Annotated in this window: 22 protein-coding genes; 5 read left to right on the forward strand and 17 right to left on the reverse strand. The window is 62.2% G+C overall.

The window, feature by feature from the left end; genetic code table 11:
- From BMW90_RS21780 to tkt, 5 genes are all read left to right on the forward strand, one after another.
- A partial coding sequence (locus tag BMW90_RS21780) for an ABC transporter permease subunit (protein WP_139211511.1) occupies positions 1–249 on the forward strand: 249 nt, incomplete at its 5' end.
- On the forward strand, positions 225–1,025 hold the full coding sequence (locus BMW90_RS21785; RefSeq protein WP_244526574.1) for an ATP-binding cassette domain-containing protein: 801 nt from the start codon (positions 225–227) through the stop codon (positions 1,023–1,025). The genes BMW90_RS21780 and BMW90_RS21785, both read left to right, overlap by 25 nt.
- Positions 1,012–1,668 carry a nucleoside/nucleotide kinase family protein gene (locus BMW90_RS21790; RefSeq protein ID WP_074839217.1) on the forward strand — a complete coding sequence of 219 codons (657 nt, stop codon included), beginning with the start codon at positions 1,012–1,014 and terminating at the stop codon, positions 1,666–1,668. The genes BMW90_RS21785 and BMW90_RS21790 overlap by 14 nt, the downstream gene beginning before the upstream one ends.
- Before the next feature lie 38 nt (positions 1,669–1,706).
- Positions 1,707–2,663 (forward strand): transaldolase, encoded by a 957-nt coding sequence (tal, locus tag BMW90_RS21795; protein ID WP_074839220.1) that lies wholly within the window; start codon positions 1,707–1,709, stop codon positions 2,661–2,663.
- A gap of 93 nt (positions 2,664–2,756) precedes the next feature.
- Entirely contained in the window at positions 2,757–4,823 is a 2,067-nt protein-coding gene (tkt, locus tag BMW90_RS21800; protein ID WP_074839222.1) for a transketolase, read from the forward strand.
- A 121-nt stretch (positions 4,824–4,944) separates the two neighbouring features.
- Here the strand turns inward: tkt and BMW90_RS21805 are convergent, their stop codons facing one another.
- From BMW90_RS21805 to BMW90_RS21885, 17 genes are all read right to left on the reverse strand, one after another.
- A complete protein-coding gene (locus BMW90_RS21805) occupies positions 4,945–6,714 on the reverse strand; it encodes an IlvD/Edd family dehydratase (protein WP_074839224.1) in 1,770 nt (589 codons plus the stop codon).
- 1 nt (position 6,715) lies between these two features.
- Complete coding sequence (locus tag BMW90_RS21810) at positions 6,716–8,236, reverse strand: aldehyde dehydrogenase (NADP(+)) (protein ID WP_074839227.1); 1,521 nt, start codon at positions 8,234–8,236, stop codon at positions 6,716–6,718.
- A 12-nt stretch (positions 8,237–8,248) separates the two neighbouring features.
- Complete coding sequence (locus BMW90_RS21815; RefSeq protein WP_074839229.1) at positions 8,249–9,352, reverse strand: fumarylacetoacetate hydrolase family protein; 1,104 nt, start codon at positions 9,350–9,352, stop codon at positions 8,249–8,251.
- A 228-nt stretch (positions 9,353–9,580) separates the two neighbouring features.
- On the reverse strand, positions 9,581–10,600 hold the full coding sequence (locus BMW90_RS21820) for a LacI family DNA-binding transcriptional regulator (protein ID WP_074839232.1): 1,020 nt from the start codon (positions 10,598–10,600) through the stop codon (positions 9,581–9,583).
- Positions 10,601–10,872: 272 nt separating this feature from the next.
- A complete protein-coding gene (locus tag BMW90_RS21825) occupies positions 10,873–11,901 on the reverse strand; it encodes a hypothetical protein (protein WP_074839235.1) in 1,029 nt (342 codons plus the stop codon).
- A gap of 10 nt (positions 11,902–11,911) precedes the next feature.
- On the reverse strand, positions 11,912–12,976 hold the full coding sequence (locus BMW90_RS21830; RefSeq protein ID WP_074839237.1) for an ABC transporter ATP-binding protein: 1,065 nt from the start codon (positions 12,974–12,976) through the stop codon (positions 11,912–11,914).
- Positions 12,977–12,993: 17 nt separating this feature from the next.
- Complete coding sequence (locus tag BMW90_RS21835; RefSeq protein ID WP_074839240.1) at positions 12,994–13,887, reverse strand: carbohydrate ABC transporter permease; 894 nt, start codon at positions 13,885–13,887, stop codon at positions 12,994–12,996.
- A 2-nt stretch (positions 13,888–13,889) separates the two neighbouring features.
- A complete protein-coding gene (locus tag BMW90_RS21840; RefSeq protein ID WP_244526576.1) occupies positions 13,890–14,789 on the reverse strand; it encodes a carbohydrate ABC transporter permease in 900 nt (299 codons plus the stop codon).
- Between the two features lie 69 nt (positions 14,790–14,858).
- Positions 14,859–16,154 carry an extracellular solute-binding protein gene (locus BMW90_RS21845; protein WP_244526579.1) on the reverse strand — a complete coding sequence of 432 codons (1,296 nt, stop codon included), beginning with the start codon at positions 16,152–16,154 and terminating at the stop codon, positions 14,859–14,861.
- 588 nt (positions 16,155–16,742) lie between these two features.
- Positions 16,743–18,044, reverse strand: coding sequence for a xylose isomerase (gene xylA / locus BMW90_RS21850; RefSeq protein WP_074839328.1), 1,302 nt, complete (start codon positions 18,042–18,044; stop codon positions 16,743–16,745).
- Between the two features lie 14 nt (positions 18,045–18,058).
- Positions 18,059–18,730: a ThuA domain-containing protein gene (locus tag BMW90_RS21855; RefSeq protein WP_074839247.1), complete on the reverse strand. Its 672-nt coding sequence runs from the start codon at positions 18,728–18,730 to the stop codon at positions 18,059–18,061.
- Positions 18,727–19,842: a Gfo/Idh/MocA family protein gene (locus BMW90_RS21860; RefSeq protein ID WP_074839250.1), complete on the reverse strand. Its 1,116-nt coding sequence runs from the start codon at positions 19,840–19,842 to the stop codon at positions 18,727–18,729. Before BMW90_RS21860 ends, BMW90_RS21855 begins: the two co-directional genes overlap by 4 nt.
- Positions 19,839–20,846 carry an ABC transporter ATP-binding protein gene (locus BMW90_RS21865; protein ID WP_074839253.1) on the reverse strand — a complete coding sequence of 336 codons (1,008 nt, stop codon included), beginning with the start codon at positions 20,844–20,846 and terminating at the stop codon, positions 19,839–19,841. Before BMW90_RS21865 ends, BMW90_RS21860 begins: the two co-directional genes overlap by 4 nt.
- A 27-nt stretch (positions 20,847–20,873) precedes the next feature.
- Complete coding sequence (locus tag BMW90_RS21870) at positions 20,874–22,520, reverse strand: glycoside hydrolase family 43 protein (protein ID WP_074839256.1); 1,647 nt, start codon at positions 22,518–22,520, stop codon at positions 20,874–20,876.
- Positions 22,521–22,524: 4 nt separating this feature from the next.
- Positions 22,525–23,355 (reverse strand): carbohydrate ABC transporter permease, encoded by an 831-nt coding sequence (locus tag BMW90_RS21875; RefSeq protein ID WP_048534345.1) that lies wholly within the window; start codon positions 23,353–23,355, stop codon positions 22,525–22,527.
- Positions 23,352–24,284 carry a carbohydrate ABC transporter permease gene (locus BMW90_RS21880; protein ID WP_048534344.1) on the reverse strand — a complete coding sequence of 311 codons (933 nt, stop codon included), beginning with the start codon at positions 24,282–24,284 and terminating at the stop codon, positions 23,352–23,354. The genes BMW90_RS21875 and BMW90_RS21880 overlap by 4 nt, the downstream gene beginning before the upstream one ends.
- A gap of 79 nt (positions 24,285–24,363) precedes the next feature.
- Positions 24,364–25,620 carry an ABC transporter substrate-binding protein gene (locus BMW90_RS21885; protein ID WP_074839259.1) on the reverse strand — a complete coding sequence of 419 codons (1,257 nt, stop codon included), beginning with the start codon at positions 25,618–25,620 and terminating at the stop codon, positions 24,364–24,366.
- Between the last annotated feature and the right edge of the window lie 97 nt (positions 25,621–25,717).

The raw sequence follows: 25,717 nt of genomic DNA on the forward strand, positions 1-25,717 counted from the left end.
TCGCCCTCGGCCACGACCGGCGTGATCGGCAACATCCAGGCGATCACCGCCGTGGTGATCGGCGGCATCTCGCTCTTTGGCGGGCGCGGCTCGATCCTCGGCGCGTTCTTCGGGGCGCTGATCGTCGGGGTCTTCGAACTGGGGCTCCGGATGGCCGGCGCCAACCCGCAATGGACCTTCCTGCTCATCGGTGCGCTGATCATCGCCGCCGTGGCCGTGGACCAGTGGATCAGAAAGGTGACAGCATAACCCAACCCATACTCAAAGGACGCAACCTCACCAAACGCTACGGCAAGGTGACGGCACTCGATCATTGTGACTTCGACCTCTATCCGGGCGAGATCCTCGCCGTGATCGGCGACAACGGCGCCGGCAAATCGACGCTGATCAAGGCGGTCTCGGGCGCAGTGATCCCCGACGAGGGCACGGTGGAGCTGGACGGCAAGCCGGTCAACTTCCACTCGCCGATCGACGCCCGCAACGCCGGGATCGAGACCGTGTACCAGACGCTGGCCATGTCGCCCGCCCTGTCGATCGCTGACAACATGTTCATGGGCCGCGAGATCGTGCGCAAGGACTTCATGGGCAAGTGGTTCCGCAAGCTCGACAAGAAGGAAATGGAGCGGTTCGCCCGCGAGAAGCTGTCGGAGCTGGGCCTGATGACGATCCAGAACATCAACCAGGCGGTCGAGACGCTCTCGGGCGGCCAGCGTCAGGGGGTGGCGGTGGCCCGCGCTGCGGCCTTCGGATCGAAGGTCATCATCCTCGACGAGCCGACGGCGGCGCTCGGCGTCAAGGAGAGCCGCAAGGTGCTGGAGCTGATCCAGGACGTGAAGTCGCGCGGCATCCCGATCATCCTGATCAGCCACAACATGCCGCATGTCTTCGAGGTCGCCGACCGGATCCACGTCCACCGGCTGGGCAAGCGGCTCTGCGTGATCAACCCCAAGGATCACAGCATGTCCGACGCGGTCGCCTACATGACCGGCGCCAAGGTGCCGGAGCGTGCAGATGAGTTCGCCTGACGCGTTCGCCCCCGGCAATGTGGTCGATCTTGCGCGGCGCATTGCCGGATTGCCGCGGACGGGGAACCGCTGGCTGGTGGCCGTCGCCGGGGCGCCGGCAGGCGGAAAGTCCCTGCTGGCCGGAATGATTACGGCCGCAGTAAAAGCGGCGGGCCGCCCCGCCCGCGCCATCCCGATGGACGGGTTTCACCTCGACAATGGCCTGCTTGAGACACGCGGGCTTGTGGCGCGCAAGGGTGCGCCCGAGACCTTCGACGCGCAGGGCTTCATTCACATGATGCACCGGTTGAAGCAAGGCGGCGAGGTCGTCTATCCGCTGTTCGACCGCAGCCGTGACCTCGCCGTCGCGGGAACGGCCTCGATCGAGGCGGAGTGCGACGTGGCGATTGTCGAGGGCAACTACCTGCTCTTCGGCGAAGACCCTTGGCAATCGCTAAAGCCGCTCTGGGACCTGTCGGTCTGGCTCGACACGCCCGAGGAGGTGTTGCGGGGCCGTCTCTTGCAGCGCTGGCTCGACCATGGGCACACACCCGACGAGGCCCTGGCGCGCGCCGAACGCAACGATCTGCCGAACGCGCGCCGCATTCTCGCCGGCCGCCTGGAGGCGGATGTGACGTTTGCCGCAGACGACATCCGGGTCTGACGTTCGAACACAGCACAACCGATCAAGGAGGAAGACCCATGGCAAGCAGCCTGAGCCAATTGCGGGAGATGACCACCGTTGTCGCCGATACCGGAGACGTGAATGCGATCCGGGCGCTGAAACCCCACGACTGCACAACCAACCCCAGCCTGATCCTGAAAGCGTTGCAGATGCCAGCCTTCGAGGAGATGGTCGCCAAGGAGATCGAGGCCGGCAGGTCGGCCGGGAAGACGCCGCTCGAGATCGCGGATACCCTGACTGTCGGGGTCGGCGTGGAACTGGCGCAACTGGTACCCGGCCGGGTTTCGACAGAGGTGGATGCGCGCCTGTCCTTCGACACCGAGGCCTCGCTTGCCAAGGCGCGGGCGCTGGTCGCGGCCTACGGCGAACGCGGGGTCGGTCGCGAGAAGATCTTCATCAAGCTGGCCTCCACCTGGGAAGGCATCCGCGCCGCGGAAATCCTGCAAGACGAAGGCATAGACTGCAACCTTACGTTGCTCTTCTCGCTCGCGCAGGCTGCGGCCTGCGCCGAAGCCGGCGTGGCGCTGATCTCGCCCTTCGTCGGCCGGATCACCGACTGGTACACCGCCAAGGAGGGCCGCAGCTTCGACGCCGAGGAGGACCCCGGCGTGCGCTCGGTGCGCGAGATCTACGATTACTACAAGTCGAACGGGATCGAGACCATCGTGATGGGCGCCTCGTTCCGCAATACCGGCCAGGTCAAGGCGCTGGCGGGCTGCGACCGTCTGACGATCTCGCCCAATCTGCTCGAGGAACTCGACGCCGAGGAGGCCGGGGTGCGGCGGGTGATGACGCCCGAGAGTGCATCAGGCATGGCGCGGATCTCGCTGGACGAGTCGGATTTTCGCTGGCGGCTGAACGCCAATGCCATGGCCTCCGAGAAGCTGGCCGAAGGCATCCGTAATTTCGACGCCGACCATCAGAAGCTTCTGCAAGGCATCGAGCAAAAGCTGACGCAGTCGTCCGCCGCCTGATCAATCGGAAGGCCGGGGATATTCATCCCGGCCTCCACTCCCCTCATCAAAGCGCGTTCGCGCCTCATTGCCGAACTTGGAAGGAACGCAGTCATGAGCAATTCCGACGATCTCGATCAACTGTCGATCAACACGCTGAGAACTCTGACGATCGACGCGGTTCAGGCCGCCAATTCCGGCCATCCGGGCGCGCCCATGGGGCTTGCGCCGGTGGCCTACACCCTCTGGCAGCGCTTTCTGCGCTTTGATCCCGACAGACCGATCTGGCCGAACCGAGACCGCTTCGTGCTTTCGGTCGGCCATGCCTCGATGCTGCTCTATTCGTTGTTGCACGTTACGGGCGTCAAGGCGGTCAATCCCGATTACGAAACCCAGGGCGAACCGGCGGTGCCGCTCGATGCGATCCGGAATTTCCGCCAGATGGGCAGCGCGTGCCCGGGCCATCCGGAATATCGCTGGACCACCGGCGTCGAGGCCACGACCGGCCCGCTCGGCCAGGGCGTCGCCACCACAGTGGGTATGGCGATCGCGCAGCGGTGGCTTGCGGCGACCTACAACCGGCCGGGTTTCGAGCTTTTCGATTACGATGTCTACGCGCTGGCCGGCGACGGCTGCATGATGGAGGGAATTTCCGGCGAGGCGGCCTCGCTTGCCGGGCACCTCAAGCTGTCCAACCTTTGCTGGATCTACGACGACAACAAGATCACCATCGAGGGGTCGACCGACCTGGCCTTCAGCGAGGATGTGGGCAAGCGGTTCGAAGCCTATGGCTGGAACGTGCTCCGGGTCGCGGATGCCAACGATCTCGATGCGCTGGATCAGGCCTTTCGGAGTTTCAGGGCGGCAGAGGACCGACCGACGCTGATCATCGTGCGCAGCCATATCGGTTATGGATCCCCCAACAAGCAGGGCACCTACGGCGCGCATGGCAGTCCGCTGGGCGACGATGAAATCCGCCTGACCAAGCGGAATTACGGCTGGCCCGAGGACGCGAAATTCGAGGTGCCGGACGAAGTGATCGCACATTTCCGCGACGGGCTTGGAAAGCGGGGCGATGAAGCGTCCAGCGCCTGGAACGCGCTGTTTTCCGAGTACCAAGACACATATCCGGACCTCGCGCATCAGCTGAACTGCACGCAACGGCGCGTGCTGCCGGACGGCTGGGACCAGAGCCTGCCCAGCTTTCCGGCGGATGACAAGGGGCTGGCAGGCCGGGTCGCCTCGGGCAAGGTGCTAAACGCCATTGCCGAACAGGTGCCCTGGCTGATCGGCGGCGCGGCCGACCTTGCGCCGTCGACGAATACAAGGCTGACCTTCGACGGCGCCGGCGACTTCAGCGCCGAGGACCATGCCGGCCGCAACTTCCACTTTGGCGTCCGCGAACACGCGATGAGCGCCGTCCTGAACGGCATGTCGCTGTCCAAGGTCCGGCCCTATGGCTCTGGCTTCCTGATCTTCAGCGACTACGCGCGCCCGGCCATCCGGCTGAGTGCATTGATGGAGATCCCGACGATCCACATCTTCACCCATGATTCCATCGGCGTCGGCGAGGACGGCCCGACCCACCAGCCGGTGGAACACCTTGCCTCGCTCCGGGCGATCCCGGGGCTTGTGGTTCTGCGGCCCGCCGATGCCAACGAAGTGGTCGAGGCCTGGCGCGTCATCATGCATCTGCGCCATGAGCCGGCGGTGCTGATCCTCAGCCGCCAGAACCTGCCCACTCTGGACCGCTCTCGCTATGCCCCGGCGGCCGGCGTCGCCCGCGGCGCCTATGTGCTGGCCGATGCCGTCGACGGCAAGCCGGACGTCCTGCTACTGGCCACGGGCAGCGAAGTGTCGCTGTGCATCGCGGCCTACGAGGAGCTGAAGGCTGCGGGTATCGCCGCGCGCGTCGTCAGCATGCCGTCCTGGGAGTTGTTCGAGCAGCAGGAGCGGGCCTACAAGGACGCCGTCCTGCCGCCGGACGTGACCGCCCGCGTGGCGGTTGAGAAGGCGTCGATCCTGGGCTGGACCAGGTATACCGGACTGCGCGGCCAGATCATCGGCATGCGCACTTTCGGAGCCTCAGCGCCGCTCGCGGAACTCCAGCGTCAATATGGCTTCACGCCGGGCAACATCGTGGCCGCAGCCAAGGAGCAGGTGGCTAACGCAAGGACATGATTTCCCCTGGGGGCGCCTTGGATTTCAGGCGCCCCCGGGTTCAGGTGGATGGCGGGAGCACACTTTTGCGGTGTAGTTCCTCGGGGGATGACTCGATCCAGAACCACCTTTGGAAAAGCGTTCAGTGATTGTGCCGCGGAAGGCGGTTCTTGGTCGCGCGAAACGATGGCGCCCCTTTGAGAATTCCGCCGTATTCGAGCTGCGTGACATTTTCGCGGTATAACCGCTCCCAAGGCGTATTCGCCTCGGGAACTTCAACGCCGCCTGCACTGCGCTGGCGCAGTTCCTCGTCGTCAACAACGGCATTGCAGGTGCCATTCTTGATATCAATTCGGATTGTATCACCGGTTCTCAGCAACGATAGGCCGCCGCCCGCGACACTCTCTGGCGAGGCGTTCAGGATGGACGGGCTATCAGCCGTGCCGGATTGGCGGCCATCGCCAAGCGTGGGCAGGCTGGTAATTCCCGATTTCAACAAATGATCCGGCGGCTGCATGTTGACCACTTCTGCCGAACCCGGCCATCCAATGGGGCCCGCCCCCCTGATCACAAGAATACAGTGGGCATCGATATTGAGGGCCGGATCGTTGATCCGCGTGAGATAGTCGTCTGAGCTTTCAAAGACGATCGCGCGGGCTTCAAACACGCCGGGCCTCTCAGGGTCGGACAGGTAACGTTCGGAAAACTCGTCTGAAATGACGCTCGTCTTCATAATGGCGAAATCAAAAAGATTGCCGCTCAAAACAAGAAAGCCGGCGCGGTCTTTCAACGGTTGCGAGTAAGAACGAATGACATCGCCGTCAGGGGCGGCGGCCCGCGCCAGTTGGATCGAGATTTTCTCGCCGGAGACGGTCAGGCATTCCCCGTTTAGCCTTTTGTTGTCCAGCAGTTCGCGCATGATTGATGCCACCCCACCGGCACGATGAAAACTTTCCCCGAGATAGTCGCCGGAGGGCTGAACGTTGGCCAAGAGCGGTATGTCATAGGCCGCCGACCAGTCTGCCGCCGTCAGGGACAGGCCTGCATGCAAGGCCATGGCGTTCAGATGGGGTTGTGCATTCGTGGATCCGCCAAGGGCAGCGCATGTGTTTACAGCGTTCAGAAATGCGGCTTTGGTCATGATATCGGACGGGCAGAGATCTGCGCGCACCATCTCGACGATCCGCATTCCCGTCCTGTACGCAATTTGGCCGCGCTCGCGGTAAGGCGCTGGGATCGTGGCGCATCCGGGCAAGGACATTCCCAGCGCTTCTGCCATTGCGTTCATCGTCAGGGCGGTGCCCATGGTGTTGCAATGTCCGGCCGACGGGGCCGAATCCAACGCTTCATCAAGGAATTCGTCACGGGTCATCTCGCCGGCAGCAAGTTTTCGCCGCGCCCGCCAGATGACGGTGCCGGACCCCACCCGTTCGCCGTTGTGCCACCCGTCCAACATCGGGCCGCCAGACAACACGATCGCAGGGATATCGACGGTCGATGCCGCCATGAGCGCGGATGGCGTGGTCTTGTCACAGCCCGTCGTCAGAACAACCCCGTCCAGCGGATAGCCGTTCATAATTTCGACGAGACCCAGATATGCCAGGTTCCGATCCAATGCCGCGGTCGGACGGCGGCAGTTTTCGAAGATTGGATGTGTCGGAAAGGCGATGGGGATACCTCCCGCATCGCGAATTCCGTCCCTGACGCGCGATTCATTGGCCAGATGCCCACGGTTGCAGGGGGCCAAATCGCTACCGCTCTGCGCAATCCCGATTATGGGACGACCTGATCGCAATTCGTCCGGCGTGATCCCGTAATTCATGAACCGTTCGAGGTAGAGAGCCGTCAGGTCGGCATGGTCGGGATTGTCGAACCAATCCTGTGAACGAAGGCGCGGTTTGGGCTGTGTCATGTCACGGATTGCCTGCGAAGTCGTCGACGAGCGAGTCAGGCAGGTTCTGATAGCAGACCGGACGGACAAAGCGGCGAATGGCCAGTGTTCCGACCGAAGTTGCCCCGAAATTCGTCGAAGCCGGGTAAGGGCCGCCATGCACCATCGTGTCAGATACTTCGACGCCGGTCGGAAATGCGTTGGCAAGGATGCGGCCTGCCTTGCGCTCGAGCGTCGGAATGAGCCTGCCGGCCTCTTCGCGGTCGTCGTTTTCCATTTGGAGCGTCAGCGTCAACTGACCATCGAGAGAAGCGGCAATCTTGTGCATCTGCCTGACGTCATCAGCCAGAACTACCAGGCCAAGGGGCCCAAAGACTTCGTGGTGCAGACTGGCATTTTCCAACCAGTCCTTTGCCGGGACCGACAGCAAGACCGGACGCGCCGTGCGCCCGTCACCCACCGAGCCGTCATGACCTGTGTGACGGGTGGTGGTGGCGTCGCTGTCAAATTTTGCGGCGCCGGATTGATAGGCTTGCGCAATCCCATCGGTCAGCATCGTCTGCGGGGCAATTCCATCAAGGGCGGTGGCCGCTGCCGCAATAAACGTATCTGCCTCTGGCCCGGCGACAACGATTGCGATCCCGGGTTTTGTGCAGAACTGGCCGACGCCCATTGTCAGGGAACCTGCCCACCCCTCCCCTATCGATGCCGCACGTGCCGACAGGGCGGCGGGCAGAACGAACATCGGATTGACAGACCCGAGTTCGCCAAAAAACGGAATTGGGGTCGGGCGTTGGGCGCACAGGTCAAACAGCGCCCTGCCGCCTGCCAAAGACCCGGTAAATCCGACGGCGGCGATCAAAGGGTGCTGCACCAAAGCGGTGCCGACATCGCGGCTGCCACCCTGAACCAACGAGAAGACGCCGGCGTCTATCCCGTGCGTCTTGCGCGCAACGTCGATCGCCTGCGCGACGATTTCACTGGTTCCAGGATGACCTGAATGCCCCTTGACCACGACAGGACAACCGGCCGCCAAGGCGCTCGCGGTGTCACCGCCAGCCACACTGAAGGCCAGCGGGAAATTTGACGCACCAAAGACCGCGACAGGACCAATCGGGCGCTGGATCAGTTTGAGATCGGGGCGGGGCAAGGGGGCGCGATCCGGCAAGGCGGCATCGTGACGGCGATCAAGATAATCACCCGCTGTGATGTGATCGGCGAACAGACGCAATTGCCCGGTTGTGCGGCCACACTCGGCGATCAGACGTTGTTCGGGCAGCCCGGTTTCCTGAGATCCGATCTTTGCGATCTCATCCACACGGCTATCAATTTCCTTCGCGATTTCGTTCAGAAAGGCGGCGCGATCTGCGCGGCTGGTCTTTCCATAGCTCGCAAAGGCAGCCTCGGCAGCTTCCACGGCTGCGTCAACAAGGTCGGGCGTGCCGACCGAGAATTCCCGAGGTTCGCCATGCGCCGGATCGGACCGGAACGTCCGCTCTCCGCCAATCCAGCTTCCAGCTATCAGATGTTTTCCGACACTCATTATTTGTCCTTGTTAGATAAGATTGCGCGCCGCCAAATTGCGCATCATGTCTGCCAGACCAAAAGTCCATTCGGCGCAGGATGTTGAAAGATCGACCGAGTTGACGAGCTGGCCTAATTCGGGACAGGACACAGTGACAATATCGCCTATTTTATGTGTAAATCCTTGTCCGGGCGCATCTCGGTCCTGTGTGGGGGCGAACAAGGTTCCGAGAAAGAGCACCAACCCGTCGGGGTACTGGTGATGCCTTCCGATGGTTTGTTTTACCAAGTCTTCGGGGTCTCGGCTGATCTGTTTCATCGAACTCGACCCTTCAAGCCGATAGCCGTCAACGCCCTCGATTGTGAGCTGAATTTCCAGATTCCGCACGGCGTCAAGGTCAAAAGTATCGTCAAAAAGCCGGATCATCGGTCCGATGGCGCAGCTGGCATTGTTGTCTTTTGCCTTGGACAACAACAAGGCGGATCGGCCCTCTACGTCGCGCAAATTGACGTCATTTCCCAATGTCGCGCCCAGGACGGCGCCCTTGGAATTCACAACGAGCACCACTTCGGGTTCCGGGTTGTTCCAGTTCGAAATGGGATGCAAGCCGACCGCGCTGCCAAAGCCGACAGATGACAGAACCTGGGCTTTGGAAAAGACTTCGGCGTAGGGGCCAATGCCCACCTCGAGGTATTGGGACCACAACCCCTCGGCCTTTAGAGCTTCTTTCACCTTTTCGGCCTCGGCAGAGCCCGGGACGATGTTGTTGAGACTGTCACCGATACGGGCGGCAACCCGATTTCGGATATCCTCGGCTTTTGCCGCATCGCCCGCGGCTTGCTCTTCAATAACGCGTTCAACCATCGACCCGGCAAAGGTCACGCCGCAGGCTTTGACGGCCTGCAAGTCACAGGGCGCCAGCCAATCCCATTCACCTTCGACCGGGCGTCCGGGCGCCGCCGCCACATAGGAGGCCGGGTCGTCCATTTCCATGATGTCGCGTACCGCCGGCGCATCGCGCGATGTGATATCCAGCAAGGTTCCGTCACGGGCCGTCACGACACATGGACCGACATCCGGGACAAGAATGCGCCCAAGCCAGAGGCCATCTGTTTCTGGTATTGGAAGTGGCATAAGAGTTTCCATCTGTGTTTCGCGGGCGCGGTCGAAAAATCAACTCATGCGCTGACGCCCTCCCCGAGGCGCTCCTTCAGCACCCACACGGCTTGAGCCCTGTCAGCGCGCCGATGACTCTATGATCATTTTAGATCATCGTCAATGATCATTTTGGGTCATTCCAGGATCGATATTTGACATTTTGCACTCTTCAAAATTGACAGCCAGAGCAACCAAATCTTCAGGTCAAGGCATGTTGTCGGCGAGGAAGATATCGATGGTTATCTTCTCCTGGCTTTCGACAATTGGCGCCCCCAGGCAATGAGCCCGCAGGACACGTACCGCGCTTCTGGCGATGTGATCGACGTTCTGGCCAATAACCGCATCCAACTCACCGCGCGACAAGGCTTCCCGCAGGCGCGGCGTCAACTCATGCATGATGACAATCGGTCGCTGTTCTATTTCGCTCAATGCCCTCAGTATGCCACTGTTGCCTGCGCTGCTGGAATAGATGCCGGAAATGTCCGGATGCTCCGCCAGCAGCTTGCGAACCAACTGATAATTCTTTTCGATTATGCTGTTGCCTTCAAGCGGCTCCAGAACCTCGACTGTCTTAAGGGTCGCGTCCAAGGCTTGGTTAAAGCCATAGATGCGATCAATTTGATCCCGCAACCGCGCCGTGCCGCAAACGATCGCGATCTTGTGGCGTCCGGCCGGCAGGAAGCGCCCCATCAGGCTTCCCGCAACACGCCCGGCGTTCACATTATTGATGCCGATGAAATTGACCGGCGCGTCGGTGATGTCCGAAACCAACGTCACCACCTGAAGCCCGCGGGTCTTGGCCCTTTCGATCGCATGCCGCACGCCGGGCGCATCCACGGCAAAGACAGCAATCCCCTGATAGTCCTCGCAGGACACGGCATCCAGCTGCGCGATGATCGCTTCATCATCGTCGAACGGGATATATCCGAAATCGATTTTCACCTCATAGTCGGGCACTGCGGCGGGGGCGGAGGCCACCGCTTGCTTGAACATTTGCAGGAAGGCACTTTCCCCGTTTGGAATGAGAAACAAGAACTTGAGGACACCGCGAACCGAATGCGTGATGGAATCAGGCAATTGGCGGTAACCCAGCTCCCGGACGGCGTTCGCCACCTTCTCGCGGGCATTGGCGCTGACGCTTCCGCGATTGTTCAGAACGCGCCCCACGGTCGCCGTGCTGACATCTGCATGTCGAGCTATATCCTCGACCGTCGGCTTCTTCATCGAGATCCTCCCCAGTTAGCGCCCCTCTCCTTTACCCTGAGGGCTGGGCAAGAAAAAGACAACGGTTCTGACGTAAAAAGATCATCTAGAGCCGCATTTTGATCGCACATACCAAGAGGTGAGCCCGCGACACCGCCCGTCAACAACGGGGCTGGCCATCCCCTCCCGGGGGATCTGTGCCGTTTATCAAGGCGTCCAATCATCGGCGAAACGACAACCGGCGGCAAATCTGTCTCTCCTGCCGCCGGCCTTCGCTTCAACGGCCGCTGGGCTCAAGTGCCTGCGATTTCCTTTGCCTTTTCAAAGAACCCGCGTTTGCGTGGGGATGAGATGCCCCAGTTCACCGGCACCGATTGATAGCCATCGTCGGGGCCATCCCCGTCCATCCTGTAGTCGAAAAAGCCCCAGCCGGCATAGCTTTCCACCGCGGCAACGAAATTGTTGTCATCCTTGTCAAAGTCGAAATGGTCATCCTCGTTGAACAGGATAGGCATCGGCCTGTAGCCCGGCACCTCGCGGGTCTTGCGCACCATGTCGCGGATCAGGTCGGGGTCATCCTGACCGTTTCCGTGAATCAGGATGAAATCGCTGCGCTCGACGACGTTGGTCTTGGGAATGAAGCCGCCGCCATAACTTGTCCCGGTCAAAAGACGACGACCATCCTTTTCGACGGATTTCGCGATGTCGATCAATTCGTGCACACCGTCCGGCATGAGAACCGGCAGCTGGTAAAGGATATCGCACTCATTGTTGATTTCCAGAAGGATGTTGCTGTGCCCCGTCTCCAACAACCAGGTCACGGCATTGTGCACGGCCGTTCGCACCGCATCCTCGCTGGCGAATATCTTCTCTTGACCGAAGTAGAACAGCCCGACGATCACCACCATGCCCAGCTCATCCGCCGCCCTGAGAATGCGGCTCAGCCGATCGAGGTATTCGTCGCGCAACGCGCCCTCAGGCGTGAATGCCGAGTTGATCCATGGCTGTTGCTTGGAATAGCCGTAGGGACTGCCTCCCTGAAGGTTGATCGTGAAAGCCAGCACGCCATGCGCCTTCCAGCTCGGCATTGCCGCGATGAACTCCTCGGTGTTGCGATCCGCATCCCAGCTCCCGGTATCCGCATAGGCCCAGTCGTCACGTGTCTCCGGATTCAGATCGTCAAAGATGCCTTGCACCATGCGGGTGTTCAGCAAGAGACCCTCGACCGGATGCCCTTTCCAGCTCCGCCCGCGATAGGTCGGCGCCCCGTTGATCTGGAACTTCGCGCCGTCAATGGTGACTTCGGTAGATTTGGTGGTCATGTGATGTCCCTTACTGGTCCAGGCGAATGCCGGACGATGTGTCGAACAGATGGCAATGCTCCTTCGCCATCCAGATATCGATGAAGTCCCCGACCCTGTGAGCCACCCGACCGGTCACCTCGATGGTCACTTTTTCGTCGCCCATTTCGACGACAAGGATCGTCGCGGGGCCGGTTGGCTCGATCACCGAGACCATGCAGCGCACTTTCATGCCCCCGGTATCCGAAAGCGAAATATATTCAGGCCGAATGCCAAGCGTGACCTCGGCCCCGGCCCGCAAGGACGCTCCCAGCGGCAGTTCAAGTCCACTGCCCAGCACGACAGTACCGCTGTCCGAAATGGTCCCGTCGATCAGGTTCATGGACGGCGAGCCAAGGAATTCCGCGACAAAGCGGTTGGCGGGCTGGTCATAGAGATCCAGCGGCGCTCCGACCTGTTCGATTGTGCCGGCGTTCATGACGACAATGCGGTCGGCCATGGTCATGGCTTCGATCTGGTCGTGGGTGACATAGACAATCGTGGTGCCCAGACGGTTGTGCAGCGACTTGATCTCGGCGCGCATCTGAACCCGCAGCTTTGCATCCAGATTGGACAGCGGTTCATCGAACAGGAACACCGAAGGATCGCGCACGATCGAACGCCCCATCGCAACCCGTTGGCGTTGCCCGCCCGACAATTGCGCCGGCTTGCGATCCAACAGGGAATCCAGCGCGAGGATCTTTGCCACCTCGTTGACGCGCTCGGCAACCTCCGCCTTGTCCGCGCCGTCGAGCTTCAGCGAAAAACCCATGTTTCCGGCAACCGTCATATGCGGGTAGAGCGCGTAAGACTGGAACACCATCGCGATATTTCTTTGGCGCGGCATCATGTTGTTGACGACCTCGCCATCGATCGCGACCTCGCCCTCGGTGATGCTTTCCAGCCCCGCCAACATGCGCAAGAGCGTGGACTTTCCGCAGCCCGATGGCCCGACCAGCACGATGAATTCGCCTTTCGTCACCTCCAGCGACAGATCGGGAATGGCCGTGACGGCACCGTATTTCTTGGTGACGTTCCGAACAGAAATTGTGGACATTCTTGGGGGTCCTCAGCTTATTTGACAGAGCCAGAGGTCAGCCCGGAAACGAGCCATCTCTGCACGAAAATGAACATGATCAGCGCCGGCACAGTGGCCAACACGCAGGCGGCCATGAACATGCTGACATAGCGGGTGCCGCCACCTTCGGCCGTCAGATCTCCGATCCCGACCTGGATCGTCTTCATCTCGCTGGAATTGAGCAGCAAGGACGCCCAGAGAAAATCGTTCCATGCATTGAGGAAGGTAAAGATCGTCACCGCGGCCAATCCCGGAAGGGAAATCGGCAGGATGATCCGCAGGAAGGTCGAGATGTAGCTGCACCCATCCACCAGCGCCGCCTCTTCGATCTCGGGCGGACATGAGGATTCGAAATACCCTTTCAGCAACAGGATCGAAAACGGCAGAGAGAACCCGGCATAGGACAGGATCAAACCGGTATAGGTGTTCAACAGGCCGGCATCCTGAATCAGCGCATACAGCGGAAAGACACGGGTGATCGGCGGGATCAGCTGGGTCACAAGGATCGTGACGAGGATCAGGGTCATGCCCGGAAAGCGGAACCGCGACAGGACATAGGCGGCGCTGGTCCCGATCAACGTTGCCAACAGCGCCGCCGCCGCCGAGACGTAGATCGAGTTGAAGATATAGCGCCAGATTGGGATCAGCAGGTTGATGTCCTGGTAGGAATCCAGCCGGATCTGATCGGGAATCCACTTTGGCGGCAATTGCTTGATTTCCGCCGCCGTCTGGAACGAGCTTTTGAGCATCCAGAAGATCGGCAGCAGAATGTAGATCAGCGCAATGACGGTTGCGGCAATGACGGTCAGCTTGGTGATCGTGTCGACACGGCGATAGCGGGAAAAGATCCCCTGCCCCTGACGCACAGCCGGATTGACGGTGGCATCCATGGTTATTTGTCTTTCCTGATTTGCGCGCGGATATAGAAGATGCAGATCACGCTGGTCATCAGAAAGACCACACCGCTTGCCGCAGACGCATAATCGAAGCGGAAGAAGTTGAAGGCCTGCTGATAGGCGTATACCGCCGCGACATTGGTCATGTCCTGCGGGCCACCGCCGGTCATGATGAAGTTGATTTCGAAGTGTCCGAAACCGGTGATCAGCAACAGCATCACGATGACACCGAGAACCGGTTTCAGCAAAGGCAGGGTGATATACCTGAAACGCCCGATCAGGCTTGCCCCGTCGATCGAGGCCGCTTCGTACAAGCTGCGCGATATCGACTGCATGCCCGCCAGCAGAAAGATCACCACAAACGGCAGCCCGTTCCACACCCGCACCGCCACCACGGACGCCAACGGCAGCGAAAGCGGTCCGGCGTCAGTGGTATCGGTCAGAAACCGCAGGTTGCCGTCGATCAGCCCCCAATCCATGAGAAGTGCGTTGATCGGGCTGCGATCGGTGTCCAGCATCCACACCCAGATGGCCGCGGCCACGACGGGCGGCACGAACCACGGGGCGCAGATCAGGGTTCTGACAATGGCGCGCCCGCGATATTTCGCATTCATGACATGCGCCAGCAGCAGCCCGAGCGCCACGACCAGAGCCATGACCATGACGGTCATCACCACGGTATTGACCAGCGAGGTCACGAACCGTTGGTCAGACAAGACTACCTGATAATTGCGCCATCCCACGAACGTCTCGCCGGCGGTTTCCGCCTGAATCAGATCGTAGTCCAGAAAGCTCCACCATAGCGACGTGACCATCGGCACGATGCCAAGGGCCAACGTAATCAGAAGCGCCGGTGCAACCATCAGATAGCAAAAGAGATTCTTGCGCAGTTCCATCGCCATCACGTCCTGTTTGTCTGGAAATGCGGCGCGAGACCCGGCCAGCCGGGCCCCGCACCAGGGAGGTTACTTGTTGAACGCCCGATCCATTTCGGCCTGCATCCGCTCTTCGGCCCGCTTGATCGTTTCGTCCATGTCGGCCTGCCGGATCACCACGTCATAAACCATGTCGTAGATCACGGCGCCGGCCTCATCCGCGGCAAGCGCATTCCACACCGGCGACGGGTGCTGCGACGTATGGGCGAATTCGAGACTTTCGGTCAGGACCGACTTCCATTCGGTATCGCTCCAGAATTCGGAATTCATCACACCGCGGTGCGGGCTGACATTGCCGCTCGCCTCGCTGAGCACCTGCATGTTTTCTTCTCGGCTCAGGAACTCGATCCATTTGACGCAGGACTCGACGTTTTCGCTGCCGCGCAGGACGCCAAAATATCCTGACCCCGAATAGGCATCGCGCCCCTCCGGGCCGGCCGCAGGCACGGCCAGGGCCCATTTGTCGTTCAGCTCGGGATATTCCACCGTCCAGTTCGAGGGCCAGCCGCCGGGTACGCTGCCGACGATCGACACCTTGCCCGCCAGAAAGGCCTCGCCGGTGTCGTTCCCCTTTTCCATGAAGTCAGGATCAAGAACCTCATGCGTCCAGACAAGGTCTTTCAGGAATTGCAGGGCGGTGCGCATGGCTTCGTTGTCGATGGTCGCGGTGCGGCCGTCTTCGGTCATCATTTCACCGCCGGCCTGCCAGTATAGCGGCGGAAACGATTGTCCGATGTTGTTGTTGCCAAGCCCGAAGCCCCATTGCGTCACGTTGCCGTTTTCGTCGCGCAAGGTCAGCTTCTTGGCATGCTCAACCAATTCGTCCCAGGTATCGGGGGGCGCGGTCAGGCCGGCCACCTCGAAATGATCGGTGCGATACATCATCGGACGCACGTCGCCACGCCAGGGGATGCCGTAGAAATCACCGCTCCACGTCACGTCCTGAAGGCTGCCCGTGAAAAAGTCTGTGTCGAGCGCAGGCCAGGTGCTGTCACGGTATTCATTGAGCGGCAGCGGCCCATGCTCGGTTCCGCCGATGGCGGAAAATGAATGCAGGAAGAACATGTCGGCGCAGTCCGGGGCCGGCCCGCCCTGAGCCACTGTAAGCCACCGCCGAAAGGCGACGCTCCAGTTGATCGGCTCGTAATTGACGGTGATGCCCGACTCGGCCTCGAATTCGTCGGCCAAGGCTTCGATTGACTGTTTCCAAGCAATGAGGTCGCCGTACGGCTGCGTCCAGAACTCGACCTCCTGAGCTTGCGCGGCCACATGAAGCGATCCGATGATCGCACCCAGCGCAACGCTCCGCGCCAATTTTCCCTGCATTTGATGTCCTCCCTGAGTCGCCATTCCACCACCCACACTATGTGAGCGATGCTTGTGCGTGAGTTAACGTATGCACTAATTTCAACATAGTCAATGACTGATTTGGATCATCCCAAGGCTGTAATGCGTCACGTCCCGTGCGCGAAGCCACGCCGAAGGGCGCGATGAAGATCGCGCGCCACACCAAAGTTAAAAGGATTTTTCCAATCGGCATTGCGCTCACGCGCCTGCTCGCCGCCCTGTCACAGCGGCCTGACCGAAACCGGGGAACACCACGTCTTCGAACACTATCATGAGCAGAAGCGCCCCCATGATCGGCAAACGTCCCGCCGTTCGCGCAGTAATGCGCGGGTCGCGTGGGAGCGATGCACGCGCGTCATTCAGGGTCTGGTTTGCAGACCTGCCCCATCACCGTCAGGATCAACCACGGGTGCCACCCGCTTCGCCGGCAGTTCGGGCATCAAACACTCCGATCCCGTGCCGCGTCACCCTCGGATCGCTGCGGGTCGCGCCGAGAACTTCGGCCTTCCTGATAAATCTGGCCGGAGGTGCAGCGGCGGCCCCGGTCGGGACCGCCGCTGCAAAACCTCAAACGTAACGGTTTACCAGGTTTTCGAGCCTTTCCTGCCGCCCCGAACGCGGAGTCGGGTTGAGGCCTTCGCCCTCGACACGGGCCGCGATCTCGTCCAGCCCTTCGGCGAGCATGGCCTGCACCTCGGCGCTGTCCCAGCCGGCGTAGCGGGCCTGCCGGGCTTCTTCCAGCTTGCCGTCTTCCAGCATCTTCGCCGCCGCCTTGAAGCCTGCGGCACAGGCGTCCATGCCGCCGACATGCGCGAGGATCAGATCCTCGGCATCTAGCGACTGACGCCGCAACTTGCTGTCGAAGTTGGTGCCGCCGGTGGTAAAGCCTCCGGCGCGCAGCACCTCGTAATAGGCCAGCGCCATTTCGGGCACGTTGTTCGGGAACTGGTCGGTGTCCCAGCCCGACTGGTAATCGTTGCGGTTCATGTCGATCGAGCCAAAGATCCCCAGCTCACGCGCCAGCGCCAACTCGTGCTCGAAGCTGTGACCGGCAAGGATCGCGTGGCCCTGCTCGATGTTGACCTTTACCTCCTTTTCGAGACCGAAGTCCTTGAGGAAGCCGTAGACCGTCGCGACATCGTAATCGTACTGGTGCTTGGTCGGCTCCTGCGGCTTGGGTTCGATCAGGATGGCGCCGTCAAAGCCAATCTTGCGGGCGTATTCGACGGCCTGTGTCAGGAACCGCCCGGCCTGCTGACGCTCGCGCCCCATGTCGGTGTTGAGCAGCGTCTCATAGCCTTCGCGCCCACCCCAAAGCACGTAGTTCTCGCCGCCAAGCTGATGGGTAGCGTCGATGCAGGTTTTCACCGTCGCCGCGGCAAAGGCATAGACGTCCGGATCCGGGTTGGTCGCCGCGCCGGACATGTAGCGCCGGTGCGAGAACAGGTTCGCGGTGCCCCAGAGAAGCTTTGTGCCGGTCGCCTCCATCTTGCCCTGGAAGTAATCGGTGATCTCGCGCAGGTTTCGGGTGTTCTCGGCAAAATCCGCGCCCTCGGGGCGAACGTCGACGTCGTGAAAGCAGAAATACGGTGCGCCGAGGATCTCGAACATCTCGAAGGCCACGTCGGCTTTGAGCTTGGCCTTTTCCATACCCTCGCCGAACCAAGGCCGCTCGAAGGTCTGCCCGCCGAAGGGATCGCCGCCCTCCCAGGCGAAGCTGTGCCAATAGGCGACCGAGAAGCGCAGGTGCTCCTTCAGGGTCTTGCCCATCACCACCTCGTCGGGGGCGTAATGGCGAAAGGCGAAATCATTGTTGCTGTCGGGCCCTTCGTGGCGGACCTTTGGGATGCCCTTGAAGAAATCTGTCATGCTTGTCTCGTCTTTCATGTGCCTGTCTCTCGGCTGTCTGTCGTTCGGCTGGCCCAGACCAGCCCGCGGCGAAGGATTTCGCGCATTTGGGGATTGGTGAATTCGGAGGCCTGATGGCCCAGGGCCGAGTAGAAGACCCGGCCGCGCCCATGGCGGCGGGTCCAGACTACCGGCATCACGGTGCCGGCGATCCAGGGCGCATGGCTGCCGTCGAACGTGGTCGTCGCCAGCACCTCGTTGCCGGGATCGACATGCAAGAAATACTGTTCCGAGCGATACTCGAAATCGTCGATCCCCTCCATCAGCGGGTGCTGCGGCTGGGCGATCTCGACGCGGTAGTCGAGGATGTCGCCGGGATGGGCCACCCATTGGCCGCCCGCCATGAACTGATAGGCCGGCGCATCGCGAAAGGTGTCGCCCATGCCGCCGTGAAAGCCCGCAAGCCCGGTGCCGGCCTCGATCGCCGTGCAAAGCCGCTCGAGCGGCACCTGGTCGATGCTCACCTGCGTGCACATCGGCACGATCAGGTCGAAGCGGGCCAGATCGGCCTCGCCCAAGACCGCGACGCCTGCCTCGGACCGGACGTCGAAGCCCTCGGCCTGCAACATCTCCTCGACGATGGCGGCGCAAGCTTCGGGCTCGTGCCCCTCCCAGCCGCCGTAAAATATCAGTGCCTTGGCGCTCATGCCGCCTCCTCCTGCAATGCGATTTCGCCGGTGCCGAGACCGGCTGCCAGCGGCGCGGGCCGCGCACAGCGCGTCGTGATCTCGATCGCCCTGCCCTCTTGGGCCGCAAGGTGCATGGCCTCCATCACCTCGAGAGCGTGCAGCGCCAGATCGCCGCTGGCGCAATGCGGGCGCCCCGAGCCGATGGCCTCTGCCATCTGTGCCAGACCGAGCCCGCGGAAATTGCCGTCGCCATGGCCATGGTGCATCGGTTGATCCCGCCATTCGCCGGTCTCGAACAGTTCGACCGTACCGTCGAAGCGATTGGGATCGGGGATCGTCATCGATCCCTCGGTCCCGTAAAGCTCGAGCGGCCCGTGCCGGTGCGCGCGGACATCAAAGCTCGTGGCGATCTGCACCAGCGCGCCCTGGGCGAACTCCAATACCCCCGCGAGGTGTGTATCGACCTCGACCGGCACTTGCGCACCCGCCCGCGGGCCGGTGGCAATCTCGCGGCTGTCGCGCGCGCGGCCGCCTAAGGCGGTCACACGCGCAATCGGGCCAAGCAGGTTCAGCATGGCGGTGATGTAATAGGGGCCCATGTCCATCATCGGCCCGCCGCCGGGCTGGCTGTAGTAGAAATCCGGGTTCGGATGCCAGGCCTCGTGGCCGGGCAGCATCAGGGTCGCGGTGCCCGCGACGGCGCGCCCAATGCGCCCCGCATCGATCAGCGCCCGCGCGGTCTGATGCGCGCCACCAAGGAAGGTGTCGGGGGCGCAACCCAACCGCAGACCCGCCGCACCCGCCGCCGCGTTGAGCGCGCGCGCCTCCTCGAAGCTCCCCGCGAGAGGCTTTTCCGAATAGACGTGCTTGCCCGCCTCCAGCGCCCGGTGACCGATCTCGGCATGGGCGGCGGGGATGGTGAGATTGAGCACGATATCGATGTCGTCGCGCGCCAAGAGCGCCTCGACCGTCATCGCCTCGCTGCCGTATTCATCCGCCTTGGCCTGCGCCGCCTCGGCACGCAGATCCGCGACGGCGCGGATCTCGAACTGCGGAAACACCGCCGCGTTCTTCAGGTAAATGTCGCTGATGACGCCGCAGCCGACGACGCCCACTCCCAAAGCGCTCATGCCGAGTGCTCCATGCGGCGGCCATCATGCCCGAAGAGATGCAGGTTCGCCGCCTCCGGGCTCAGCGCCAGCCGCTCGCCCGCCTTGAGGCGTATATGCCCCGGCAACCGCACCGTGATTTCGCCCAGACCTTCGGCATCCATATAGGCGATGGTGTCGGCCCCGAGGGTCTCCACGACCTTGGCCACGGCGCGCCATTGTCCCTCGCTCTCGATATGCAAGTGCTCGGGCCGGATGCCGGCGATCTTCACGTCGTCGCGCGCGATGGCACGCCCCGGCAGCAGGTTCATCTTGGGCGAGCCGATGAAGCTCGCCACGAACTCGGACGCCGGGCGGTCGTATAGCTCCATCGGCGCGCCGACCTGCTCGATGTGACCGTCCTTCATCACCACGATCTGATCGGCAAGTGTCATCGCCTCGACCTGATCGTGGGTGACATAGATCATCGTCGCCCCGATCGACTGGTGCAGCTGCGCCAGCTCGACACGCATCTGCGTCCGCAGTGCCGCATCGAGGTTGGACAACGGTTCGTCGAACAGGAACACCTCCGGGTGGCGCACGATCGACCGGCCGATCGCCACGCGCTGACGCTGCCCGCCCGAGAGCTGGCCCGGCTTGCGGTCGAGATAGGCTTCGAGCGACAGAATGCGCGCGGCCTCGCTGACGCGGGCGGCCCGTTCGGCCGCGGGCACCTTGGCAAGGCGCAGGCCGAAGTCGATGTTCTGCGCCACCGTCATGTGCGGATAGAGCGCGTAGGACTGGAACACCATCGAGATGCCGCGATCCGAAGGCTCGGCATCGGTCACATCGGTGCCCCCGATGCGGATCCCGCCCGCGGTGGGGCTCTCCAGCCCGGCAATCATCCGCAGAAGCGTGGACTTGCCGCAGCCCGAAGGGCCGACCAAGACCGTGAAAGAGCCGTCGGGCACGCTGAGATTGAGATCGGGGATCACCGTCACCGCGCCGAACGTCTTGGTGATGCCCGTCAGTTGAACGTCAGCCATCAGAGGCCCTCCTTGTCAGGCCCGCCATCAGCGGGGCTCGTATTGAAAATGCAGGAAGTCGGCGTGAAGGCCGCGCCCCGAGGTGTCATGCGCCGCCATACCGATAAAGGCGCCGGTGAAATTGTTGCCCGGCCCGTTGCCCGCCTCGTCCGAGATCGCGGATTGATCCAACGCGAGGCCGAGATCGGTCCAATCGCCGCCTTCGATGGCGAAGCGAAAGCGCAGGGTCATACCGTCGACATCGCAGCCGAGCCGGACCCGGCCCGTCGCAGGCAGATCGATCGGGGCGGCAAGCGGCTGTTCCATGCGCATCATCGGCCAGTCGGCAGGACAGCTCATCACCGTGAGCTGGCGCTGCCCGGCATCGCCCGCCGTCACCGCCAGATAGTGGAACTTGAAACCGTTGTACCATGCGACCAGCCCGGCGAACTGCTGGCAGGTCTCGGGGGCATAGTCGATTTCGGTCTCGGCGGCATAGGCGACGTCGGTCTGGCGCCGCGCCACCAGCGCATGTTCGAACAACGATCCCGGTGCTTCGCGGCCAAAGAGCCGCAGCGCGCCGGGGCGAGCGTCGAGCGAGAACAGCCGCGCGCTGTCGGGCGTGCGCAGCCATTGGAACGCGGGCGGCAGCGCGCCCGGCGCGAAGTCAGTGCGGCCTGTCTGTGGCGCAAACCGGTGCTCGGGCAGATCCGGCGCGGGGGCAGTCGGCGCCGGCACACAGCCACCATGGGCCAGGCGCGGAAACTCCCCGGCCTTCCAGATCAGTTTCTGGATCGCGGTTTCGCGGCCCAGGGGCGAGCGGCGCGCATCCTCCTCGTGGATGCCCACGACCCGGCCCGGCGCATCCCCGCGCGTCGCGTCGAGCGGGCGCGAACACAGGTGGACGAGGTAATGTTCCCCGGCCTGCGTTTCGACGATATCGGCATGGCCGGCGCGCTGAAGATAGGCTTCCGGCGCGTCCTTGGACGTCAGAAGGTGCTTTTGCGGATCGGTCTCATACGGGCCGAAGAGATCGCGGGAGCGGGCCATGGTCACCGCATGCTCGTAGCCGGTGCCGCCCTCGGCGGTCAGCAACCAGTAATAGCCGTCGCGGCGGTAGAGATGCGGACCTTCGGTGAGCTTGTGGTCGGAGCCGCGGTAGATGTTGCGCACCTCGCCCACGAGCCGCTTCTCGGCGACCGAATACTCCTGGCACAGGATGCCGCCGAACCTGTCGCCGCCCTGCTGGCGGTGGTCCCAGACCATGTTGACCAGCCACTTGCGGCCGTCCTCGTCGTGAAACAGCGACGGGTCGAAGCCCGAAGAGTTGAGGTACACCGGGTCTGACCAAGGCCCCTCGATTGCAGGTGCGGTCACAACGTAGTTGTGGCTGTCCTTCCACGCGCCGTCGCGGCGTTTCACGTCGGTGTAGACGAGCCAGAACAGCCCGTCGGCATAGGTCAGGCAGGGCGCCCAGATGCCGCCCGAATCCGGGTCGCCGCGCATGTCGAGCTGTGCCGCACGGGTTAGCGGCCGGGTGACGAGCCGCCAGTTCGCGAGATCGCGGGAATGGTGGATCTGCACGCCAGGGTACCATTCAAAGGTCGAGGTGGCGATGTAGTAGTCCTCGCCCACCCGCAGGACAGAAGGGTCTGGGTTGAAGCCGGGCAGAATCGGGTTGCGGATTTCAGTCATAGTCTCATCCCTTGACGGCACCGCCGGTAAGGCCGGCGACGATGTATTTCTGGGCGGCGAGGAAAAAGACGATCGCGGGCAGGATCGTCAGCGTCACGAAGGCCAATGTGCGGTTCCATTCGGTGACGTATTCGCCACGGAACTGCATCATGCCCAAGGGCCAGGTGAAGGCCTCGCGCGAGTTCAGCACCACCAGCGGCAGCAGGAAGTTGTTCCAGCTCTGCACGAAAACGAAGACGCCCACGGTCGCGAGGATCGGAGTCGAGAGCGGCAGGGTGATCCGAAAGAAAAAGCGCACGTAACCGCAACCGTCGATCCGCGCCGCCTCGAACAGCTCCTTGGGCAATTGTTCGAAGAACGTCCGGAACAACAGGATCGCCAGAGAGAGACCAAAGGCCGTCTGCGGCAGGATCACCGCCCAGTAGGTGTCGAGCAGGCCGATATCGCGCACCTTGATGAACAAGGGCAGGATCGCTGTCGCAAAGGGAAACATCAGCCCCAGTAGCATGTAGGAAAACAGCATGCGCGAGCCGAAAAAGCGGATCTGCGCGAAGACATAGGCCGCCGCCGCTCCGACCAGCAGCGTCAGTGCCACGGTGCCGGTCGAGATCAGCAGCGAATTGCCGAGGTAGCGCCAGAACGCGGGGTCAGCGAGGATCGCACCGTAAAAGCTGACGTCCCAGTCCTGTGGCAGTGCGAAGGCATTCATGCGGATCTCGGCGTTGCTCTTGAAGCCGCCCAGTGCGGTGGCCAGCATCGGTGCCAGCACGAAGCTCGCCACCACGCACAGAACCGCGACGCGCGCGAAGTTGCGCCAGAAATGCGACCGGCTCATGCCCGTGATCCTTTCATGAAGATGCGCTGGTAGAAGACCGCCACGAGGATCGCGGCAAAGAAGAGCAGCACGCCCACGGCGCTGCCAAAGCCGATCTTCAGTCGCGTCAGGCCGAAGCTGTAGAGATAGGTGACGATGGTGTGGGTCTGGTTCGACGGACCGCCGTTGGTCAGCGGAATGATCACGTCAAAGACCTGCAACGCCCCGATGATCGCAAAAAAGGCGCTGACGATGATGGCCGGACGGATCTGCGGGATCTGCACGTAGCGCACGATCTGCGACCGCTTCGCGCCTTCGATCTTGGCCGCTTCGATCAGGTCCTCGGGCACACCTTGCAGGGCCGCGATATAGATCATCATGTGAAAGCCGAAGTATTTCCAGACGATCACCGTCATCACCGCGACAAAGGCCCAGTCGCGGTCGGCAAGAATGAAGAAGCTTTCTTGGCCAAAGGAACGCGCGATTGCAGCTGTGACGCCATAATTGCCGTCGAAGACGAAGCTCCAGATCAGGCCCGCGGCCACCTCGGCCAGGATGTAGGGCACAAAGAAGATGAGCCGGAACACCGCGTTGGTCGGCGTCTTGCGATAGATCAGCAGGGCGAGAAACAGCGCCAGCGGCATCTGGATGAAGAGCGAGATCGCGACGATCTTTGTGGTATTGCCGATCGCGGTGTGGAACACGCTGTGGCCCGCGATCTGCTCGAAGTTGCGCAGCCCCACATAGTCCTGCGGCGTGCCATAGCCGTTCCAGTCGAAGAAGGCATAGTAGCCCGACTCGGTGAGCGGCAGGATCACGAACAGGCTGAACAGGATCAGCGCCGGCGGCAGAAGGATCGCGATGGCGGCGAAGCGGCTGGAACCGGCGCCGCGCCAGATGCGGCGCGCGGGGCGCGGCGACGCTGGCGAGCGAGCATCGAGCATTTGCATGGAATGCGTCTCCGTATCGGTAAGAAGGTGGCGCGCGCTCCGGGGAGCACCATGGGAACGCGCGCCGGAGGGGGAACCCTCAGCGGAACTCCCAGGCCTCCTGGACCTGCGCCGCCGCGTCCTCGGGCGTGATGGCGCCCTGCGCCAGATCGGCCGAGATGTCGTTCACCGTGGCACCCACCGAAGCGCCAAGGAACTGGTCGAGGAAGATCTGGTGATAGCTCGAGGCGGCGATGTCCTGCGCAACCTGCTGGAAGAACGGATTTTCCAGTGCCTGCTCGGCACCCTTCACGATCGGGATGAAGATACCTTCACGCGCGACCTCTTCCTGGTGGTCGCGGTTGAGCAGGAACGTCAGGAAGTCGACCGTCCCGGGCGCTGCGTCCGAGGTCACGGCCCAGCCGTTCATGCCGCCCAGGGTGACGTTGTCGCCGTCCTCGGACACCGGGTCGGCGACCGCAGGAAAGGAGATGATCGCCAGTTGCTCGTCGGGAAGGCCCTCGCCGCTCTGCGACCGGCCGCGCATTGGCAGGTAATCCCAGTCCCCCATCAGGTGCAGCGCGCCCTTGCCGTCGGCAAACATGCCGCTGGCGGTTTCATAGGTGGTGCCCATGAACCCCGGCTGAAAGGGCTCGAGGTCGGTCAGCTTCTGGAAATCGGCCCCGGCGGCGATGAAGGGTTCGGCTTCGAAACCGCCATCCGCGCCCTCCATGGCCGCAGTCACGACATCGGCGCCCCCCTCGCGCAAGGCCAGGTAGCTCCAGTAAAAGTGCAAAGGCCACTTGTCCTGACCGCCGACTACAATCGGGGTGACCCCGGCGTCCTTCATGGTCTGCACCGCGGCCAGCAGGTCATCCCAGGTCTTGATCGCAGTGTGGTCGACGCCCGCCTGCTCGGTCAGCGCGGTGTTGACCCAGAACACCACCTCGGTGGCATAGAGCGGCAGGCCGTGCAACGCGCCATCCACCGAATAGGCGGTCAGCGCGGCCTCGGGGAAGGTGGCCCGCACCTCTTCGGTGATCTCGCCGGAGATATCTTTTAGAAAGCCGGCCTCGGCCTGCTCGACAAGCGTCTGGCCGCCCCAGCTATAAAAGATGTCGGGCCGGGCATTGGATTGCAGCAACGTCGGCAGCTTGGATTTGTAGGCCTCATTGGCGATGTATTCGAACACCACGTCAACACCGGGGTTTTGCGCCTCATAGGCCGCCTCTGCGCGCTCATAAAAGGCCTGCTCGGGATCGCTCGGCTGAACCCGCAGCACGCGGATCTCCTCCTGCGCCAGAGCCGTACCGCTCCAAGCTGCGATTGCCACCAGGGCAGTTGACATCACTTTCATCGATAATCCTCCCGGAATTTTGCCGATCTCGGGATCCTCCTGACCCCGATTCTGCTGTGTTTGACTAACGTACGTCAAAAAAATGACGTGTGCAACG

This window comes from Marinovum algicola (assembly GCF_900109145.1).
Lineage (GTDB): Bacteria > Pseudomonadota > Alphaproteobacteria > Rhodobacterales > Rhodobacteraceae > Marinovum > Marinovum algicola.

Excerpts from the sequence above, each read along its gene's own strand:
- BMW90_RS21790 (WP_074839217.1), top strand. The coding sequence starts at position 1,012 with ATGAGTTCGCCTGACGCGTTCGCCCCCGGCAATGTGGTCGATCTTGCG.
- tal (WP_074839220.1), top strand. The coding sequence starts at position 1,707 with ATGGCAAGCAGCCTGAGCCAATTGCGGGAGATGACCACCGTTGTCGCC.
- tkt (WP_074839222.1), top strand. The coding sequence starts at position 2,757 with ATGAGCAATTCCGACGATCTCGATCAACTGTCGATCAACACGCTGAGA.
- BMW90_RS21805 (WP_074839224.1), bottom strand. The coding sequence starts at position 6,714 with ATGACACAGCCCAAACCGCGCCTTCGTTCACAGGATTGGTTCGACAAT.
- BMW90_RS21810 (WP_074839227.1), bottom strand. The coding sequence starts at position 8,236 with ATGAGTGTCGGAAAACATCTGATAGCTGGAAGCTGGATTGGCGGAGAG.
- BMW90_RS21815 (WP_074839229.1), bottom strand. The coding sequence starts at position 9,352 with ATGCCACTTCCAATACCAGAAACAGATGGCCTCTGGCTTGGGCGCATT.
- BMW90_RS21820 (WP_074839232.1), bottom strand. The coding sequence starts at position 10,600 with ATGAAGAAGCCGACGGTCGAGGATATAGCTCGACATGCAGATGTCAGC.
- BMW90_RS21825 (WP_074839235.1), bottom strand. The coding sequence starts at position 11,901 with ATGACCACCAAATCTACCGAAGTCACCATTGACGGCGCGAAGTTCCAG.
- BMW90_RS21830 (WP_074839237.1), bottom strand. The coding sequence starts at position 12,976 with ATGTCCACAATTTCTGTTCGGAACGTCACCAAGAAATACGGTGCCGTC.
- BMW90_RS21835 (WP_074839240.1), bottom strand. The coding sequence starts at position 13,887 with ATGGATGCCACCGTCAATCCGGCTGTGCGTCAGGGGCAGGGGATCTTT.
- BMW90_RS21840 (WP_244526576.1), bottom strand. The coding sequence starts at position 14,789 with ATGGAACTGCGCAAGAATCTCTTTTGCTATCTGATGGTTGCACCGGCG.
- BMW90_RS21845 (WP_244526579.1), bottom strand. The coding sequence starts at position 16,154 with ATGCAGGGAAAATTGGCGCGGAGCGTTGCGCTGGGTGCGATCATCGGA.
- xylA (WP_074839328.1), bottom strand. The coding sequence starts at position 18,044 with ATGACAGATTTCTTCAAGGGCATCCCAAAGGTCCGCCACGAAGGGCCC.
- BMW90_RS21855 (WP_074839247.1), bottom strand. The coding sequence starts at position 18,730 with ATGAGCGCCAAGGCACTGATATTTTACGGCGGCTGGGAGGGGCACGAG.
- BMW90_RS21860 (WP_074839250.1), bottom strand. The coding sequence starts at position 19,842 with ATGAGCGCTTTGGGAGTGGGCGTCGTCGGCTGCGGCGTCATCAGCGAC.
- BMW90_RS21865 (WP_074839253.1), bottom strand. The coding sequence starts at position 20,846 with ATGGCTGACGTTCAACTGACGGGCATCACCAAGACGTTCGGCGCGGTG.
- BMW90_RS21870 (WP_074839256.1), bottom strand. The coding sequence starts at position 22,520 with ATGACTGAAATCCGCAACCCGATTCTGCCCGGCTTCAACCCAGACCCT.
- BMW90_RS21875 (WP_048534345.1), bottom strand. The coding sequence starts at position 23,355 with ATGAGCCGGTCGCATTTCTGGCGCAACTTCGCGCGCGTCGCGGTTCTG.
- BMW90_RS21880 (WP_048534344.1), bottom strand. The coding sequence starts at position 24,284 with ATGCAAATGCTCGATGCTCGCTCGCCAGCGTCGCCGCGCCCCGCGCGC.
- BMW90_RS21885 (WP_074839259.1), bottom strand. The coding sequence starts at position 25,620 with ATGAAAGTGATGTCAACTGCCCTGGTGGCAATCGCAGCTTGGAGCGGT.